The sequence below is a fragment of the Micromonospora alfalfae genome (assembly GCF_022230925.1).
Lineage (GTDB): Bacteria > Actinomycetota > Actinomycetes > Mycobacteriales > Micromonosporaceae > Micromonospora > Micromonospora alfalfae.
In genome coordinates, this window is record NZ_JAKKFH010000027.1 from 38,811 (window position 1) to 56,284 (window position 17,474).

The window sequence follows — 17,474 nt, forward strand, 5'->3', positions numbered from 1 at the left end:
CGACCGCGAGTTGCGGGCGCGCCGAGCCGTCAGATCGGCAACCGGTCGGCCCCGGCGAGCGGGCCCACCAGGAGGGGTACCAGCGGCGCCGGCAGCACGGGGTCGCGGCGCAGGGTGGGCGTCCAGCCCGCGTCCGCGGCCAGGTCGGGGTCATGCGTCGCGTTGTACGCCGCCAGCAGGTCGACCGGTCGGGCCGTGCCGCCGCCCCGGCGGACCCAGGAGCCCCGCTCGGTCAACGCGGTGCCGCCCCAGTCGTAGAGCAGGTCCGCCGGGTCGACCGCCGCGTCCACTGTGAAGAAGTTGTTCTGCGCGTAGATCGCCGACTGGACGCCGACGCCGAGCGCGTACTGGAAGGCGTCCCCACCGAGTCGGTAGTGGTTGTTGTAGACGTCGACCTGACCGAAACGTACCCGGGGCAGCCGTTGCAGGACGCCGTCGAAGAGGTTGTGGTGCAGGGTGACCCGCAGCCGGCCAACGTCCGGGCCGACCGTGTTGGACGAGCCGATCAACAGCAGCTTGTCCCGGCCCGTGAACCGGTTCCACGACGCGGTCACCAGGCTGGCGGTGTGTGTGACGTCCAGCGACCCGTCGTGCACCTGGTACGGCCGACCGAAGTACACCGGCTGAGCGCTGTCCGGGTTGTCGCCGTCGGTGAAGGTGTTGTGGTCGACCCAGACGTTCTCGCTGCGGCGTACCGAGATCTGGTCGTACTGGCTGTTCCAGTTGCCTGCCTCGCCGTCGGTCGGCGACCAGGCCGGGAAGCAGTCCCGGGCGTCGACGAGGGTCAGGTTGCGGACGATGACGTTCGACGCCCGGTCGATCATGAGGGTGAGGCCGCTCAGTCGAGCGCCGCGCAGACCGATGACAGTGGTGTTCGGCCCGACATTGATCTGGGTCTGCCGGGTCTGGTTGGTCACCGAGCGCACCCGAGCCTCCTCCAGCGGCCCGCTCGGCGGCACCCGCCCCCACACCGCCGGGTCGTACGCGGCCAGGTAGGCGTCCAACCGGTAGGCCGGGTCGGCCAGGTCGGCGCAGCTCAGCGGCGTGCCGCCGGGTCCTTCGAAGCCGTCGATGGCGCCGTCGACGTAGATGAGCTTCGGGGTGGCGTCGGCGGCGTTGCCGGCGTTGTCGCCGCCCAGCGCGGCGACCAGTTCCGCCCGGTTGTGGACCACCCGGGTCCGCTCGGGGGTGGCCGCCGAGCCGCCGGTGGTGCCGGGGCCGTCGGCCGCCCAACCGTCGCGCTCGGGCAGCGTCTGCCGCCCCAGGTGGTCGGCCAACCAGGAGAGCCGGTCGGCGGACGGGACGTCCGGACGGGTGGCGGCGGCGGCCGGGGCGGCGCCGAGGAGTAGGGCGACCACTGTGGCGCCGCCGAGGATTCTGCGCATCGACTCACTCCATTCGTTGGTGGTGGAGGTCGGTCCCAGGTGGTGTCTGACCGCTATCCGGTCAGCTCGGCGCGGTACGCGCCCGACGCCCACGGCACCCCCAGTTCGCTCGGCAGCGCCCCCCGCTCGGCCGCCCGGCGCAACACGTCGACGACGCCCCGCAGGTGGCGGACCCGCTCCCCGCCCTCGCCGCTGGTGGTCACCAGCCCGCCGTCGAGCAGCCGGGGCTCCGGCGCGGGCCGCAGAGCGTCCAGCAGCGCGGTGAACGGCGCGGTACGGGCCAGCGGTGCGATCAGTGGAACGCCCGACGGGTCGGCCCGGTGGGCGAGCAGGTTCTCCAGCAGCCCCAGCCGCCCCGGCACCCGGCGGGTCACCACATCCCCGGGCAGGCGCAACCGGTCGGTCGGGTACTCCAGCACCGCCTGCCCCGTCGTACCGGTCACCACCACCTCGCCCGCCACGAACTCCTCGGCGGCCAGGGTCACCGCCACCAGCACCGGCGGCCCGGCGCGGAACCGCACCCGCAGCACGGCGGTGTCCTCCACCTCGATCGGCCGGACCCGGTAGCGTTCCACCTCGATCGCGACCGGCCACGGCGTCGCCCCGGCGAGCGCCTCGGCGATCGCCAGGCACTGCATCACCGCGTGCGCGAGCGGGTTGACGAGCGCGCCGTCCAGCACGGGTCGGCCGTCCACACTCCGTCGACCGGCCCAGGGAGAGCGGGCGTAGTAGGCGTCCGGCCGAAGCCACGCGGCGATGGCGGAGATGCCGGTGACAGTGCCCAACCGGCCGGCGGCGAGCGCGTCGGTCAGCGCGGTGAGGGCCGCCGAGCCGAGCGCCTGGAAGCCCACCTGGGCCACCCGACCGGCGGCGGTGAGGGCCCAGGTCAGCTCCTCGTGCTCGGCCAACGACAGCACCGGGGGCTTCTCCAGCAGCAGGTCCGCGCCGGTGGCCAGGGCGTCGCGGGCGATCGCCAGGTGGGTGTGCGGCGGCGTGCAGATCACCACCACCTCCGGCCGGGTGGCGGCGAGCATCGACCGGTGGTCGGTGAACACCGCCACCCCGGGCGACACCGGGGCTTCCGGGTCGTCCTCCACCGGCCGGACGTCGACCAGGCCGACCAACCGCAGTCGACCGGCGGCGTGCAGGGGCGCGATCACCCGCCGGTGCCAGCGACCGTGCCCGTTCGCCCCGATCACCGCCACCCGGGGCGGCGGGGTCGCCCCGCTCACCGCCGGCCGGTCCGGGTGGACCCGGTCACCGGGCACCGGCCAGGGTGGCCTCGACGCCGTGCCGCTCCAACGCGGTCAGCCAGGCGATCACGTCGGCGCGGACCTCGTCGTCCTCGGCCACCTCCAGCGGGATGACGTCGCGCAGCGCGAAGACCGCGTCGACAGCGCCCGCCGGGCTCTGCGCCCCGGCGTCCAGCGCGGCCCGGATCGGCCCGGCCAGTGGGTCCTGCAGCGGCAACGGCCGACCGTCGTCGGCGTACCCCAGCGCGAAGCGCAACCAGGACGCCACGACCAGCGCGCCCCAGCGCGCGGAACGCCCGGCCGCGCGCAGGTCGGCGATGGTGTGCAGGACGCGCTGCGGCAGCTTCTGGGAGCCGTCGATCGCCACCTGGAGGGTGCGGTGGTGGATCGCCGGGTTACCGAACCGGGCGAGGGCCTGCTCGCCGTAGTCGATGACCCGCACCCCGTCCGGCGGGGTGAAGCTGGCCGCCACGTCCTCGGCGACCAGCCGGCGCAACACGTCACGCAGGTGCGGGATCTCCAGCGCGTCGGCGATCGTCTCCCGACCGGCCAACGCTCCGAGGTACGCGATGGCGGAGTGCACCCCGTTGAGGGCCCGCAGCTTCAACCGCTCCCACGGACCGGCGTCCTCGGTGAGCACCGCCCCGGCGAACTCCCAGCCGGGCCGGCCGCCGGGGAAATCGTCCTCGATCACCCACTGCGCGTACGGCTCGGCAGCCACCGCGGCCAGGTCGGTCACTCCCAGCGCACGCCGGGCCGCCTCGATCGTCTCCGGGGTGCTGGCCGGCACGATCCGGTCCACCATGGTGCCCGGGCAGGTGACGTTGCCGGCCACCCACTCGACGAGCCAGGCGGGCACCCCGGCGGCTCGGCCGACCGCCTGGTCGAGCATGCCGCGCAGTCGCCGACCGTTGGCCGGCAGGTTGTCGCAGCTCACCAGCGCCACCGGCCCGGCGTCCGCGGCGGCCCGGGCGGCCAGCCCGCGCAGCAGCAGCCCCGGCACCGTGGTCGGCGCTCCGCCGCCGGCCAGGTCCGCGGCGAGCGCCGAGTCCGGGGACAGTCGGCCGGTCACCGGGTCGAGTTGGTACGCCTTCTCGGTGACGGTCAGTGTCACCACGCGGACCGCCGGGTCGGCGAGCAACGCCACCACGGCGTCCGGGTCGCTGGGCGCGTGCCGGACGCCGCTCAGGGCGCCCACCACCCGGGTGGAGCTGCCGGCCGCGGAGAGGGCGCTGACGCTGAACAGGTTGTCCTGCGCGGCGATCGCCTCGACCACTGCGGTGCTGCGCGGCGCGACGGCCACGATGCCCCAGTCGCCCCCGGCCGCGCCGACCGCAGCCTCGGTGAACACGGCCTGGTGGGCCCGGTGGAACGCGCCCAACCCCAGGTGTACGACGCCGGTCGGCACGGTGCCCGGCCGGATCAGCGGGCGGGCCTCGGCGGGCAGGCGGCGCAGCATGCCCAGGCCGAGCCGGGAGGCCCCGACGGTCACCGCCATGCCGGACCGTCCGGGAAGCGGAACTCGGCGATCGACGCGGGCTTCATGGTGGCGCTGTAACCGGGCCGCTCGGGCAGCAGATAACGGCCACCGCGGGTCCGCACCGGATCGACGAAGTGTTCGTGCAGATGGTCGACGTACTCGATCATCCGGCCGTCCAGGCCGGTGCCCACCCGCAGGTAATCGAAGATCGCCAGGTGCTGGACGTACTCGCAGAGGCCCACGCCACCGGCGTGCGGGCACACCGGCACGCCGAACTTCGCCGCCAGCAGCAGCTCGGCCAGCACCTCGTTGACGCCGCCGACCCGGCAGGCGTCGACCTGCATCACCCCGATCGCCTCGGCCTGGAGCAACTGTTTGAAGATCACCCGGTTGGCGGCCACCTCCCCGGTGGCCACCCGGCAGCGGCCGGCGGTCAACTCGGTCACCGCGCGGGCGATCCGGGCGTGCCCGAGGATGTCGTCGGCGTGGGTGGGCTCCTCGATCCAGTACGGGTCCACCTCGGCCAGCGCCGCCATCGCGGTGATCGCCTCGTCGACGTCCCAGACCTGGTTGGCGTCCATCATCAACAGCGCGCCCGGGCCGATCTCCTCCCGGATGATCCGGGCCCGCCGCAGATCGTCGGCGAGCGGACCGCCGACCTTCATCTTCATCGCCCGCCAGCCGTCGGCGTACGCCTGCCGGGTCAGCGCCCGCACCTTGTCGTCCGGGTAGCCGAGCCACCCGACCGAGGTGGTGTACGACGGGAAACCGTCACGTTCGAGGGCCGTCAACCGGTCGGTCAGCCCGTCACGTCCCTTGTCGAGGATGGCGGCTGCCTCGTCCGGCGTGAGCGCGTCGGTGATGTGCTTGAAGTCGATGCTGGCCACGAGGTCGTCGGTGGGCAGCTCGGCGAGGAAGCGCCACATCGGCTTGCCGGCCAGTGTTGCCCGCAGGTCCCATACCGCGTTGACCAGCGCGCCGGTCGCCATGTGGATGACGCCCTTCTCCGGGCCCAGCCAGCGCAGCTGCACGTCGGCGCTGAGCGAGCGCCAGAACGCCACCGGCTCGGCCGTGATCTCCTCGATGGTGCGCCCCTGGACGTGGTGGGCAAGGGCACGCACCGCCGCGCAGGTGATCTCGTTGCCCCGGCCGTTGGTGAAGGTGAACCCGGCGCCGGTCGGGCCGGCGTCGGTGCCCAGCTCCACGTACGTCGCCGAGTAGTCACCCCGGTTGATCGCGTCGGAGCCGTCGCCCCGGGCGGCGGTGGGGAACCGCACGTCGTGCACCTCGACGGAGGTGATGGTGACTGTCATTGCTGGTGTCCTCCGAAGTTGAAGACCCGCTTGGGCAGCCGGTACGCCAGGTCGACGATGGTCTCGGCGGCCTCGTCCATCGGCAGCCGGTGCTCGGCGACGAGCCGGGCCAGGAAGCCGGCGTCCACCCGGCGGGCCACGTCGTGGCGTACCGGGATGGAACAGAACGCCCGGGTGTCGTCGACGAACCCGGTGGTGTTGTAGAAGCCGGCGCTCTCGGTCACCGTCTCCCGGAACCGGCGCAGCACCTCCGGGGAGTCCAGGAACCACCAGGGCGCGCCGAGCAGCAGCGCGGCGTACCCGCCCGCGAGGGGCGCCAACTCGCGGGTGAAGGTGTCCTCGTCGAGGGTGTAGAGCACCAGTCGCAGCCGGGGGTCGTTGCCGTAGCGCTCCAGCAGCGGGGCGAGCGCGTGCACGTACTCGGTGGCCTGTGGGATGTCGCCGCCGACGTCGCGGCCGTGCCGGGCGTGCAACCACCGGTTGTGGTTGCGCACCGCGCCGGGGTGCAGTTGCATGACCAGGCCGTCGTCGAGCGACATCCTGGCGAACTCCACCAGCATGTGCGCCCGGAACGCCTCCGCGTCGGCGGCGTCGGCCTCGCCGCGCCGGCCCCGGTCGTAGAGCCGCTCGGCCTCGGCCGGGGTCAGGTCCAGGGTGCGCGCGGTGGGGTGACCGTGGTCGGAGGAGGTGGCCCCGGCGGCGATGAACGCGGCGCGTCGGGCCCGCAGCGCGGCCAGGTAGCCGGCGTACGTGCCGGTGTCCTCGCCGGCCCGATCGCCGAGACGGTCCACGTTTGTCGACCAGCCCTCGAACTCCATGTCCACCACGTCGTCCGGGCGGAACGTGGTGACCACCCGGCCGCCCGGCCCACCCCACCCGTCGGCGGCGAGCTTGGCGTGCTGCGCGAGGTCGTCCAGCGGTGACTCGGTGGTCGCGAGGACCTCGATGTTGAACCGCTCGAACAGCGCCCGGGGCCGGAAGTCCGGCTCGGCGAGCCGGGCCGCGATCTCGTCGTAGAGGGCGTCGGCGGTGCTGGGACGCAGTGGGGTGTGCACCCCGAACACGGTGCGGAAGGTCTGTTCCAGCCAGAGTCGCGACGGGGTGCCCCGGAACAGGTGCCAGTGCGCGGCGAAGCGTCGCCAGATCACCCGGCCGTCGGTCTCCACCGGGCTGCCGTCGCGGGTGGGCACCCCCAGATCCGCCGGGGGCACGCCCTGACTGAGCAGCATCCGGGTCAGGTAGTGGTCGGGCACGATGAGCAACTGCGCCGGGTCCGGGAAGGGGCGGTCCTCGGCGAGCAGGGCCGGGTCGACGTGCCCGTGCGGCGAGATGATGGGTTGCTCCGCCGCCAGGGCGTACAGCTCCCGGGCCAGCGCGCGCTGGCCCGGCTCGGGCGGCAGGAGCAGGTCGGTGTGGTCGAACGTGGGCACGGAGTGGGGCTCCTCGTCTCCTGTGTCAGCGGGGGGTGAGCAGGTCGGCGACGCGGACGGGTTGGCCGGTCTCGAAGGACCGGTTGGCGGCCAGACCGGTGAGCAGGGCCAACGCGCCGTCGTCGGCGGTCGCGGCGCGGCCCAACGGGTCGGGTTGACCGCCGAGGAGAACCCCTGTCATCCGGGCGTCCGCGCCGCCGTGCCCGTGCCGACTGCGACCCTCCACCGGGATCTGCCGGGGCGGGGCCCAGAACGGGCGCAGGGTAAGCGTCGCACCACCGCCCTCGGCCGGCGCCTCGACGCCGTGCAGGGCGGCGCCCTTGACCGCGCCGGAGGTGCCCCTGTCGACGTAGTCGTTCTCGGCCACGTCCAGCTCCAGTCGGCCCCGGCTGCCGTTGACCATCACCCGGTAGCCCTCCCAGGGCGCGTACGCGGTGAGGTGGTAGGTCATGGTGGCGCCGGTGGAGTAGCGGGCCAGCACCGCCATGTCGTCCTCGATGCTCACCCCGGGCGCGAAGACGTTGCGGTCGCGTTGGTAGCCGTCCTCGGCCTCGGCGTCGAGGTACAGCTCGCGCAGCCGGGGGTGCGCGTCCAGCCGCAGCGCGAACGGGTCGTCGACGGCGGCGGGGGAGCCGTGCGCCCGGTCGTAGTCGCGGGCGTAGCCGTGCCGGCGACCGTCAGCGCCGTAGAAGAAGAGTCGGCCGGCCGCGTACACCTCGACGGGTGTGGCGGCCAGCCACCAGTTGACCAGGTCGAAGTGGTGGCTGGCCTTGTGCACCATCAACCCGCCGGAGGTGGCCTTGTCGCGGTGCCAGCGGCGGAAGTAGTCGGCGCCGTGGCGGACGTCGAGCAGCCACTCGAAGTGCACCGAGCCGATCTCGCCGACCGCGCCCTCGGCGAGCAGCCGGCGAACCTGTTCGTGCAGCGGGTTGTAGCGGTAGTTGAAGGCGACAGTCACCCGGCCGCCGGTCTCGGTCACCGCGTTCAGGATGCGCCGGCAGCGGGCCACGTCCACTGTCATCGGTTTCTCGGTGACGACGTCCCGGCCGGCACGCAGCGCTGCCACCACGTACTCGTCGTGGGTGACGTCCACGCTGGTGACCAGGACGACGTCGACGCGCTCGGAGTCCAACATGACCGCGAAGTCACCGGCCGGGTACGTGGGCACCGGGCGGTGACCCAGCTCGCCCAGCCAGCGGTTGTGCGCGTCCATGCGGGCCTGGTTGACGTCGGTGAAGGCGACCAGCTCGGTGGTGTCGGCGTGGTCGAGCACCAGCGCCCGGACGAACATCTCGGCCCGCGCGCCGGTGCCCACGACGGCGTACCGGGCCCGTCCGGCGGCTCTCGGTGACATGCGGTCGCCTCCCGTGATGCTGCAAAGGTTTGCAATGAAGTAATCACGATCGATCCGTTCGCGTCAACGACGACAGCGGGATCGGCGTCATTTGTCAGCGTTTGAGGGGCAGCAAGTCACTAGGGGGAGTGTGGGTGCAACGAAGCCGTAACCATTGACCGTTGACACTGGCGCAACCGTTTGCATTAATGGGCCACACCTGCGTGACCGCCACCACATCGGACGAAGGGGTCGCCGTGCCAGTCACCATCCGGGACGTCGCCCGGGCGTCCGGTGTGCACATCTCCACCGTGTCCCGCACCTTCTCCGCTCCACACCTGGTCAACCCGGAGACCCGGGTCCGGGTGCTGGCCTGCGCGGAGGATCTGGGCTATCGGCCCAACCGCGCCGCCCGGGCCCTGATCACCGGGCGGACACACAACATCGGGCTGATCATCGCGGACATCGCGAACCCGTTCTTTCCGCCGCTGATCAAGGCGGCGGAGAGTCAGGCCCGGCACCGCGACTACCACGTCTTCGTGGCCGACACCAACGAGGACCCGACCGCCGAGGAAGAACTGGTCCACGCCCTCGCGAAGCAGGTGGACGGGGTGCTGCTGTGCAGCCCTCGGATGAGCAACAGCCTGATCGAGCAACTCAGCCGCGAGGTGCCGCTGGTCGTGGTGAACCGCCAGGTGACCGGCCTGCCCTGCGTACTGATGGACGTCGGGCAGGGCGCCCGTTCAGCGATCGAGCACCTGGTCGGCCTGGGACACCGCAGCATCGCGCTGCTCGGTGGCCCGCGCAGCTCGTGGACCAACCGGGAGATGCGCCGTGCCGCCGCCGCGGCCGCCCGAGCCGGCGGCGCGGAGCTGACCATGCTCGGCCCCAACGCGCCCACCGAGGTCGGCGGCTCCGCCGTCGCCGAGCAGGTGCGACGCAGTGGTGTGTCGGCAGTGCTCGCCTACAACGACCTGATGGCGATCGGCCTGATCGAAGGGCTGGACGCGCTCGGGGTCCGGGTGCCGCAGGAGGTGAGCGTCGTCGGGGTCGACGACATCACCCTGAGCCGGCTGACCCGCCCCAAACTGACGACGGTGGCCACACCCACCGGGGCCGCCGGCCGGACGGCCGTCGACATGCTGCTGCAACAGGACATCGAGTCACCGCGCGCCGCGCGGGGGTCCGGTGCCGGCACGGCGCTCGGCGTCCGTCGTACCACAGCACAGGTAATGCTCCAGACCGACCTGGTCATCCGCGACTCGACCGGCCCGGGCCCGTACGCCCGACCGGCACGTCCCCTGGCCGCACCACGTGGCCCGGGCCCGCATTGCCCTGCGGACCCGGGCATCCCGACTGCGGCCACCGGTGACGCCGTCGCCTCCTAATGCCGAGGAGTGAGCGCACATGCACCCCGCAACGCCCCCCACCACTGACGCGCCCGTCGGGCGCGCCCACCGTACCCCGCTGCCTCGGCGGCGCCTGCTGCGTGGCCTGCTCGCCGTGACGGTCGCCGCACCGCTGATGTTCGGCGCCGCCGCCTGCGGAGACGACGGCGGCGGCGCCGCCGACCCGAACGCGCCGGTCAAGCTCTCCATCTTCTGGTGGGGTGGCGACGCCCGGGCCAAGCTGACCGAGGACGCCCTCGCGCTCTACACCAAGAAGCACCCGAACGTGACATTCGAGAAGACCTGGCAGGCCAACCAGGGCTACTTCGACAAGCTGGCAACGCTCACCGCCGGCGGCAACCCGCCGGACCTGTTCCAGATCGACGACAACTACCTCGCCGAGTACGCGGCCCGCAACACCACGCTCGACCTGACCTCGTATCAGGAGTCCGGGAAGCTGGACACCTCCAAGTTCCCCAAGAGCCTCTGGCAGTACGGCGTCGTCGACGGCAAGCTCGCCGGCCTGGCCGCCGGGGAGAACACCCAGGGTCTGGTCTACAACAAGACGCTGCTGACCAAGCACAACCTGCCCGAGCCGACCACCGGGATGACCTGGGAGCAGCACATCGCCTGGGCCGAGCAGGTCACCGCCAAGACCAAGGTGCCCGGCACCCAGGACCCGAGCGCCGACTACAAGGCGCTCTGGGTCTGGCTGCGCCAACAGGGCAAGGACCTCTACAAGGGCAAGGAGCTGGGCTTCACCGCCGAGGACGTGACCACGTGGTTCGACCTGTGGAAGGGCGCCCGGGACCGCAAGGCCACCCCGAGCGCCGACGTCATCCACGAGGGCAACTCCAGCGACGTCACCAAGCAACTGGTGGTCACCGGTAAGTCGGCGACCTCCTGGGTCTGGGCCAACCAGATGCCCGACCTGAAGAAGAACACCAAGGACGAGCTGGGCGTGATCGCCTACCCCGGTGACCCGAGCGCGCAGTGGGCCCGCGCCTCGATGTACTGGTCGGTGTTCAAGGGCAGCAAGAACAAGGACATCGCCGTCGACGTGATCAACTTCCTCAACAACGACATGGAAGCGGTCAAGCTGCTCGGCACCGACCGTGGCCTGCCGTCCAACCTGGATCTGCGCCGGGTGGTCAGCGACGACACCACCGACCCGGCCATGAAGCAGTCCATCGCCGTCGAGGCGGAGCTGACCCAGAAGTTCGGCGAGTCGCCGCAGGTGCCGATCAAGGGCCACAGCAAGGTGAAGTCCGAGCTGATCAAGGCGGCCGAGAACGCGCAGTACGGCCGGGCCACCCCCGCCGAGGCCGCCGCCCAGTTCGTCGAGGCGTGCAAGTCCGCCATCGCCTGACCGCCCGCGAGGCGAGGAGAGGAGCTGTTCGTGGCGTTGACCACGGCACCCGACCCGACCCGACGCGGCCCCGGATCCGACCGGGCCCACGCTGAGAGGCGTGGGCCCGGACGCTTCCGGCACAGCGAAGGTCTGGCGGGGTACGTCTTCCTGTCGCCGTGGCTCATCGGCCTGATGGGTGTCACGGCAATTCCCATGCTGCTGTCGCTCTACCTGAGCTTCACCAACTACGACATCCTCACCCCCTTCTCCGAGGTGGAGTGGGTGGGGCTGGCCAACTACGAACGGATGTTCACCGCCGACCCGTCGTACTGGCACGCGGTGCGGGTCACAGTGACCTTCGCGCTGATCGCCGTACCGCTGAAGCTGGCCGCGGCGCTCGGCGTGGCGCTGCTGCTCAACCGCGCCTGGCGCGGCGTCGGGCTGTTCCGCGGGCTGTTCTACCTGCCGTCCCTGCTCGGTGGCAGCGTCGCGCTGGCCATCGTCTGGGTCAACATGTTCAACCGCGACGGCGCGTTCAACTCGCTGCTGAGCCTCTTCGGCATCACCGGCAAACCGTGGGTGAACGACCCCGACTGGGCCCTCGAAACACTGATGGTGCTGGCCATCTGGCAGTTCGGCGCACCGATGGTGATCTTCCTGGCCGGGCTCAAGCAGGTGCCCACCGAGCTGTACGAGGCGGCGTCCGTCGACGGTGCCAACCGGTTCCGCCAGTTCCGCAACGTCACCCTGCCGATGCTCTCCCCGGTCATCTTCTTCAACCTGGTGCTGGAGACCATCAACGGCTTCCAGGGCTTCACCGCCGCGTTCGTGCTCAGCAACGGCACCGGCGGCCCTGTCGACTCCACCCTGATGTACACGCTGAACCTCTACATCACCGGCTTCACCGACCTCAACATGGGCTACGCCTCGGCGATGGCCTGGGTGTTCCTGCTCGCCATCGCGGTCATCACCGCGATCTTCTTCAGCACCGGACGGTTCTGGGTGCACTACTCCGACGGGGAGGACCGGTGATGGTGACGGTGACCCCGACGACCACAGCGCCGACCGCAGCGCCGCCGAATGCGCGCCGACGGCCCGGCGGACGGCCCGTGCTGCGGCTGCTGATCCTGGTGGCGATCGTCGCAGTGGTGCTCTACCCGCTGATCTGGATGGTGGGCACCTCGCTGAAGTCCCAGGAGGAGATCGTCAACAACGTCGGGCTGCTGCCCGAGCGGTTCACCCCGGGCAACTACACCGCCGGGTGGTCCAACTTCGACGTCAGCTTCGGCCGGTTCTTCCTCAACAGCGCCATGGTCAGCCTGCTCACCGTCGTCGGTAACGGGCTCTCCTGCCTGCTGGCCGCGTACGCCTTCGCCCGGCTGCGGTTCCGGCTGCGCGGCATGTGGTTCGCCGTCATGATCGGCACACTGCTGCTGCCCCAGCACGTACTGATCGTTCCGCAGTACATCCTGTTCCGCACGCTCGGGCTGGTCGGCGGCGACTGGCCCTACCTGCCGCTGCTCATCCCGCAGTTCCTGGCCACCGAGGCGTTCTTCGTCTTCCTCATGGTGCAGTTCATGCGCGGCGTCCCCCGGGAGCTGGACGAGGCGGCCCGCATCGACGGCGCCGGCCCGTTCGGCATCTTCCGGCACATCATCCTGCCGCTGAGCCGCCCGGCGCTGGTCACCACGGCGATCTTCTCGTTCATCTGGACCTGGAACGACTTCTTCCGCCAGCTTGTCTTCCTGTCCCAACTGGAGGATTACACGGTCCCGGTCGCGCTGACCCTGTTCATCGACTCGACCAGCCAGAGCGCTGTCGGCCCGATGTTCGCCATGTCGGTGCTGTCGCTGCTGCCGGTCTTCCTGTTCTTCGTCGCGTTCCAGCGGATGCTCGTCGAGGGGATCAACACCAGTGGCATCAAGGGCTGAACCCGTGGACACCGGCGGGCGGCGGGACTGGCGCGACGTCGCCCGCGACGCCGCCGACCTGGCGCTGCTGGGCATCCTGTTGACCCTCGCGGCGGTGCCCCTGCTCACCGCCGCCGCGGCGGCGGGCACCGCCAGCGCGGCGGTGCACGACTGGACGCGTACCGGCAGCTGGCCGTCGGCGCGCACGACAGTGCGCCGGTTCGGCCGCGCGGTGCTGCCCGGTGTGCCGGTCAGCCTGCTCGCGCTGGTCGGCGCGGCGCTGCTCGCCGCCGACCTGGCGGCGCTGGCCACCGGCCGGGTGCCGGGCGGCCCGACGGCGCTGCTGGTGACGGCGCTGATCGCGGCCGGCCTGGCCGGGTACGGCGGGCTCGTCGTCGTCGAGGTGGGCGGCAACGGGGGCGGGCGGTGGCGGGCCTCGGCCCGCTGCGCCGCCCGCGCCTGCCTCGACGCGCCCACCCGCTGGACGGCGCTCACCGGCGTCGTCGCGCTGGCCGGGCTGCTCACCGTCCTGGTCACCCCTGTCGCGGTGCCGATCCTCGCCGGCTACACGGTGGCCGCCCTGCACGCAGTCGCCGCCCGCCGGCCGGTCTCCGTCGCCGGAGGCCGGCAGAGACCAGCCGCCCCCGACGCCCGCCGGCCGGTCCCGGTCGCCGTCGCCGGTCGTCGGGAGCTGCCGTGAGCGGGGAGCCGGTGCGGCTGACGGTCGGGGCCACGGAGGTGGCCGAGTACGTGCTCGACCCGGCGGTGGACGCGCGGCACGGGCCCCGACCGTATCTGCACCCGGTACGCACGCTCGGCGGAACCGTGGTCACCGACGCGCTCCCCGCCGACCACGTGTGGCACCTCGGCGCGTCCCTCGCGGTGCAGGACGTCGACGGCAGCAACCTCTGGGGCGGGCGCACCTACGTCCGCGACGTCGGTTACACCTGGCGGGACGACCACGGCGTCATCGCGCACACCGGTGAGGTCGAACGGTCCCCGGGCCGGTACGCGCATGATCTCCAGTGGCGTGACCGGGCTGACAGGGTGCTGCTGACCGAGCGGAGGTGGCTCACCGCGTCGGTGGTCGCGCCGGACGCCTGGCGGCTCGACCTGGAGTCCGTCCTCGTCGCCCCCGACGACCGGGAGATCCGGCTGGGCAGCCCGGCCACCAACGGCCGCCCGGGCGGGGCCGGGTACGGCGGGTTCTTCTGGCGGGCCGCCGCCGACGGCGAACCGGCGGTGTTCACCGCCGACGCGGCCGGCGAGGAGACGGTCAACGGCGGCGCGGCGCCGTGGCTCGCGCTGACCGGCGTCCGGTCGGGTGCCGGGGCGTACACACTGGTCTTCGCGGGCCTCGGCCGCGCCGACCGGTGGTTCGTGCGGACCGGAATGTATCCGGGGGTCTGTGTGGCGTTCGCGTTCGACAGTCCGGCGGTGGTGCCGGCCGGTGGGAGCCGGCACGGCCGGTACCAGGTGTGGGTGGCCGACGGGACCCTCGACCGGGACGGCGTGGCGGCCCTGGTCGCGGCAGTGCGGTGACAGTGCCCAGCGGTCCCGGTCAGCGCGAGCGGTCGGTCAGCTCGCGGACGGCCACCTGGTACGCGGCCTGGGTGTGGTAGGGCCAGTGCCCTTCGATCGGCGGCGGCACGGTGTCCGCCGGGTCGATGGTCAGGCTGCGGGGGTCACGCAGTCGAATGTCGACGTCGACGCCGGGCGGTGCTCCGTCCGGGCCCGGAGGAAAGATCGGCCCACCGATCGGGTCGGTGTCACGCCACAGGTTGCGCCACCGCCACCCGATCCGCCCGCCCAGGTCGCGGAGCGTCCGCGGCCCGAGGTACGCCGGGTAGAGCCGCGCGTAGGTGCGTTGCAGCGGTGAGCCGTAGGTCAACAGCGACACCCGGGCCAGCACGGACGGCGGTAGTTGCAGGATGGTGGCGGCGGCGAGCACCGAGCCGTGGCTGTGCCCGGAGATGACCACCGGTCCCCGCGCGGTGAGCCCGGTGACCCGTTTCGCCAGCTCCGGGACAGCGCGGGCGGCGTAGCAGGGCGGCGCGAACGGATGGACGGTTCGGGGCCAGAACGTGCCGAGGTCCCACAGCACCGCCACCACCCGCCGGGTCTGGGCGGACCGGTACGCCCGGAAACCGAGGATCATGAGGCAGATCACCAACAGGCTGATCACCCAGACTCCGGCGTCGGTGACGTACGCGGCGAGCACGGCGAACGCGCCCCCGTGCCCGCCGAGGCGGGCCGCGAGCTGGGTGGGACCGATCCCGATCACGTCGAAGGCGACGGTGGCCAGCCCGATCGACGCGATCACCAGGAACGCGATCAGCACCGGGCCGAGCTCCTCGGTGATCCGCGACCGGGCGATGGTCTCCCGGACCAGGCTCAGCCGGCGCCGGTCCTGCGCCGGCACGTCGGGGTAGTCCCGTTCGATGATCCGCGCCGCCAGTCTCCGTCGCCGCCGGCGGCTCAGCAGGAGGGTCGCCGAGGTCACCGCCGCGCCGATCAGCAGCGCGGCGAGCCCGGCGAGGGCCGCCCACCAGTAGGCCACCGGCGGTTCCAGCGGGCCGACCACCGGCGGGTTGGGTCGGATCGGATCGGGGATGTCGCCGTGGTCGAGGGCGTCCGCGACGCGGTACACCAGGGTCGCGGTGAAGGCCGCGCCGACGCTCACGGCCGCCGCCGCCGCGATCGGGGTGCCGAGCCCGCGCAGGAAGGGGCGCTCGTCGTCGCGGGCGGCACGCTGTCGGGTGTACGTGACGATGGTGAGCACGACCAGCAGGACGCCCTGCGTGGCGACCACCCCGGCGGCGGCGCCCTCGTACCCGGGCAGCTTGCCCAGACCGGCCGGTGCCGGGTCCGCGAGCGTGGCAGTGCCGAGGCAGCACACGGTCACCACAGCGGTGGCCGCCCAGAGGGGGCGCAGGAGCCGTCGCGCCCTTGCCGGGCTGGCCGGCACGGGAAGGGCGAGCAGGACCACCTCGACCACGAGCAGCCCGACGGCGATCCCGAACAGCACGCCGTGACCGGGCGCGCCCACCCCACCCGGTGCGATGCCGGCGAGCAGGGCGACGTTCAGCGTCCCGACGCCCAGCACCACGTGGAGCTGGCGCAGCCAACCGGTGGTCTGTTCGTCCTGCCAGAAGCCGGGGTCGGTCAGGCTCTCGGTCCGTTCACCGGCCAGGCGTTGCGCCGACGACGGGCCGAACCCCTCGAAGGCCCGCGCCGACCTGGTGCCGATGGCCCAGACGACCCGCAGCGCCAGCAGCGGAACGATCGACAGCAGGGCCAGTCGGGGCCCGGTCGGGAGGGCGTGCAGCCAGGCCAGGTAGGGGCGGCTGGCCCGGCACCCGGGGTACGGCACACACTGCCAGCCGACCAGGTCCAGCGTGACGCCCACGGACGCCAGCACGAACGTGGCCGTCAGGGTGCCGGCGAGCAACCGGCACAGCGCGCCGAGCAGCCCCCACCGGTCGTGCCCCGGCGGGCGGAGCCAGATCGCCAGGTTGCTCAGCATGAAGGGCAGCAGCAGCAACATCGATGCCGTCCGGACCGCCGCGCCGGCGGTCAACGAACCCCAGCGGTACGCCTCGACGGCGACTCCGCCGGTGGCCCCGCCGGCGGTGCCACTGCCCGGCCGGGGCCGGAAGAAGCCGGCGTGCGCGTCTCCGGCGACCCGGACCACGATCGGGTGGTCGAGGATCCGTTCGGCGGTGACCCCGGAAATGCCGTGTACGCGCAGCTCCACGGCGTCGCGCCCCGGCGTCCTGTCCACGCCGTCAGGGTCACAGACAATCCACCGGGCCGCTGCTGATACGGCAAATCAACGGGGCGAGGGGGTGGTGGTGCGGGCTGGTAGGGCCGCGGTGACCCGGACGGCCTTGACGATCGCCGGGATGGAGCCGATCAACAGCACCAGCCCCCAGATGATCGCGATGATCGCGAAGACCAGTGCCGCCACGTCGTCGACGATGCTGACCAGGATCACCGGCACCAGGTTGTGCAGGAACTCCAGCACCACAGTGCACAGCAGGGTGGTGAGGATCAGCAGGACGAGGCCCTTGTTCTGCAGGAAACGCGGCTGCGCCAGCACCAGCATCCCGGCCCACACCAGCTTGAGCAGCAGCACCAGCCCGAGCAGCACCGCCGCCTCGCCGACCGGGAAGAAACCCCACAGCGCCAGGTACGCCAGGGTGCCGAACGGGACGGCCAGGAACAGCGACACCATGATGGACAGCTCCACGAACGCGACAACCAGCGCGATCAGCCCGACGATGATCAGGATGATCGAGAAGATCAGGCTGGCGACGCCCTGGACTCGACCCTGGACGCGCTCGGGCAGCAGCAGGCCCAGGCAGAACAGCCCGGTGCTCCAGACCGCCACCGCGTCGATCAACGCCAGGTAGCCGGTGCCCCGGCCGGACGGTTCGCTGACCCCGGACACGTCGTCGATCTCCACGTCCAGCGCGCCGGCGCTGTCGGTGAGGGCCGCGCCGGCGTCGGCGCCGCCGAGCAGGAGCCCGGCACCGAGCTCCACCCCGATCGCCAGGACGATGGCGAGCATGGCCATCAGCAGGAACGGCTTGCGCAGGTCACCCACGGCGGCACCTTCCTCTCGGTCC

Annotated in this window: 14 protein-coding genes; 6 read left to right on the forward strand and 8 right to left on the reverse strand. The window is 72.3% G+C overall.

Annotation, left to right across the window (positions count from 1 at the left end; all coding sequences use genetic code 11):
- Nucleotides 1–29 precede the first annotated feature (29 nt).
- From MED01_RS22915 to MED01_RS22940, 6 genes are read right to left on the reverse strand one after another with little or no spacing between them, the layout of a single operon-like run.
- Nucleotides 30–1,385, reverse strand: a complete 1,356-nt coding sequence (locus MED01_RS22915; protein WP_238670622.1) for a pectate lyase family protein — start codon at nucleotides 1,383–1,385, stop codon at nucleotides 30–32.
- 53 nt (nucleotides 1,386–1,438) lie between these two features.
- Nucleotides 1,439–2,653: a Gfo/Idh/MocA family protein gene (locus MED01_RS22920; protein ID WP_238670623.1), complete on the reverse strand. Its 1,215-nt coding sequence runs from the start codon at nucleotides 2,651–2,653 to the stop codon at nucleotides 1,439–1,441.
- The gene (locus MED01_RS22925) at nucleotides 2,643–4,136 is read right to left on the reverse strand and encodes a mannitol dehydrogenase family protein (protein WP_238670624.1); all 1,494 of its coding nucleotides are present in this window, start codon (nucleotides 4,134–4,136) and stop codon (nucleotides 2,643–2,645) included. The genes MED01_RS22920 and MED01_RS22925 overlap by 11 nt, the downstream gene beginning before the upstream one ends.
- Nucleotides 4,127–5,431, reverse strand: coding sequence for an enolase C-terminal domain-like protein (locus MED01_RS22930; RefSeq protein WP_238670625.1), 1,305 nt, complete (start codon nucleotides 5,429–5,431; stop codon nucleotides 4,127–4,129). Before MED01_RS22930 ends, MED01_RS22925 begins: the two co-directional genes overlap by 10 nt.
- The gene (gene uxaC / locus MED01_RS22935; RefSeq protein WP_238670626.1) at nucleotides 5,428–6,861 is read right to left on the reverse strand and encodes a glucuronate isomerase; all 1,434 of its coding nucleotides are present in this window, start codon (nucleotides 6,859–6,861) and stop codon (nucleotides 5,428–5,430) included. Before uxaC ends, MED01_RS22930 begins: the two co-directional genes overlap by 4 nt.
- Before the next feature lie 25 nt (nucleotides 6,862–6,886).
- Nucleotides 6,887–8,215, reverse strand: coding sequence for a Gfo/Idh/MocA family protein (locus MED01_RS22940; protein WP_238670627.1), 1,329 nt, complete (start codon nucleotides 8,213–8,215; stop codon nucleotides 6,887–6,889).
- Between the two features lie 236 nt (nucleotides 8,216–8,451).
- Here MED01_RS22940 and MED01_RS22945 point away from each other — a divergent pair, with 236 nt between their 5' ends.
- The 6 genes from MED01_RS22945 to MED01_RS22970 are packed head-to-tail and all read left to right on the forward strand — an operon-like array spanning nucleotide 8,452 to nucleotide 14,385.
- Nucleotides 8,452–9,582, forward strand: coding sequence for a LacI family DNA-binding transcriptional regulator (locus MED01_RS22945; RefSeq protein WP_238670628.1), 1,131 nt, complete (start codon nucleotides 8,452–8,454; stop codon nucleotides 9,580–9,582).
- A gap of 19 nt (nucleotides 9,583–9,601) precedes the next feature.
- On the forward strand, nucleotides 9,602–10,951 hold the full coding sequence (locus MED01_RS22950) for an ABC transporter substrate-binding protein (protein WP_238670629.1): 1,350 nt from the start codon (nucleotides 9,602–9,604) through the stop codon (nucleotides 10,949–10,951).
- A gap of 30 nt (nucleotides 10,952–10,981) precedes the next feature.
- Nucleotides 10,982–11,965 carry a carbohydrate ABC transporter permease gene (locus MED01_RS22955; RefSeq protein ID WP_238670630.1) on the forward strand — a complete coding sequence of 328 codons (984 nt, stop codon included), beginning with the start codon at nucleotides 10,982–10,984 and terminating at the stop codon, nucleotides 11,963–11,965.
- The gene (locus tag MED01_RS22960) at nucleotides 11,965–12,864 is read left to right on the forward strand and encodes a carbohydrate ABC transporter permease (RefSeq protein ID WP_238670724.1); all 900 of its coding nucleotides are present in this window, start codon (nucleotides 11,965–11,967) and stop codon (nucleotides 12,862–12,864) included. The genes MED01_RS22955 and MED01_RS22960 overlap by 1 nt, the downstream gene beginning before the upstream one ends.
- Nucleotides 12,865–12,868: 4 nt before the next feature.
- Nucleotides 12,869–13,543 carry a hypothetical protein gene (locus MED01_RS22965; protein WP_238670631.1) on the forward strand — a complete coding sequence of 225 codons (675 nt, stop codon included), beginning with the start codon at nucleotides 12,869–12,871 and terminating at the stop codon, nucleotides 13,541–13,543.
- On the forward strand, nucleotides 13,540–14,385 hold the full coding sequence (locus MED01_RS22970) for a DUF6807 domain-containing protein (RefSeq protein ID WP_238670632.1): 846 nt from the start codon (nucleotides 13,540–13,542) through the stop codon (nucleotides 14,383–14,385). Before MED01_RS22965 ends, MED01_RS22970 begins: the two co-directional genes overlap by 4 nt.
- Nucleotides 14,386–14,404: 19 nt before the next feature.
- Here MED01_RS22970 and MED01_RS22975 read toward each other — a convergent pair whose 3' ends face one another.
- Nucleotides 14,405–16,627, reverse strand: coding sequence for a hypothetical protein (locus tag MED01_RS22975; protein ID WP_238670633.1), 2,223 nt, complete (start codon nucleotides 16,625–16,627; stop codon nucleotides 14,405–14,407).
- Nucleotides 16,628–16,675: 48 nt separating this feature from the next.
- Nucleotides 16,676–17,452: a hypothetical protein gene (locus tag MED01_RS22980; protein ID WP_238670634.1), complete on the reverse strand. Its 777-nt coding sequence runs from the start codon at nucleotides 17,450–17,452 to the stop codon at nucleotides 16,676–16,678.
- Nucleotides 17,453–17,474: the final 22 nt, after the last annotated feature.

Bases quoted from the DNA above. Each gene is read 5' to 3' on its own strand.
- MED01_RS22915 (WP_238670622.1), bottom strand. From the start codon at position 1,385: ATGCGCAGAATCCTCGGCGGCGCCACAGTGGTCGCCCTACTCCTCGGC.
- MED01_RS22925 (WP_238670624.1), bottom strand. From the start codon at position 4,136: ATGGCGGTGACCGTCGGGGCCTCCCGGCTCGGCCTGGGCATGCTGCGC.
- MED01_RS22930 (WP_238670625.1), bottom strand. From the start codon at position 5,431: ATGACAGTCACCATCACCTCCGTCGAGGTGCACGACGTGCGGTTCCCC.
- MED01_RS22940 (WP_238670627.1), bottom strand. From the start codon at position 8,215: ATGTCACCGAGAGCCGCCGGACGGGCCCGGTACGCCGTCGTGGGCACC.
- MED01_RS22950 (WP_238670629.1), top strand. From the start codon at position 9,602: ATGCACCCCGCAACGCCCCCCACCACTGACGCGCCCGTCGGGCGCGCC.
- MED01_RS22960 (WP_238670724.1), top strand. From the start codon at position 11,965: ATGGTGACGGTGACCCCGACGACCACAGCGCCGACCGCAGCGCCGCCG.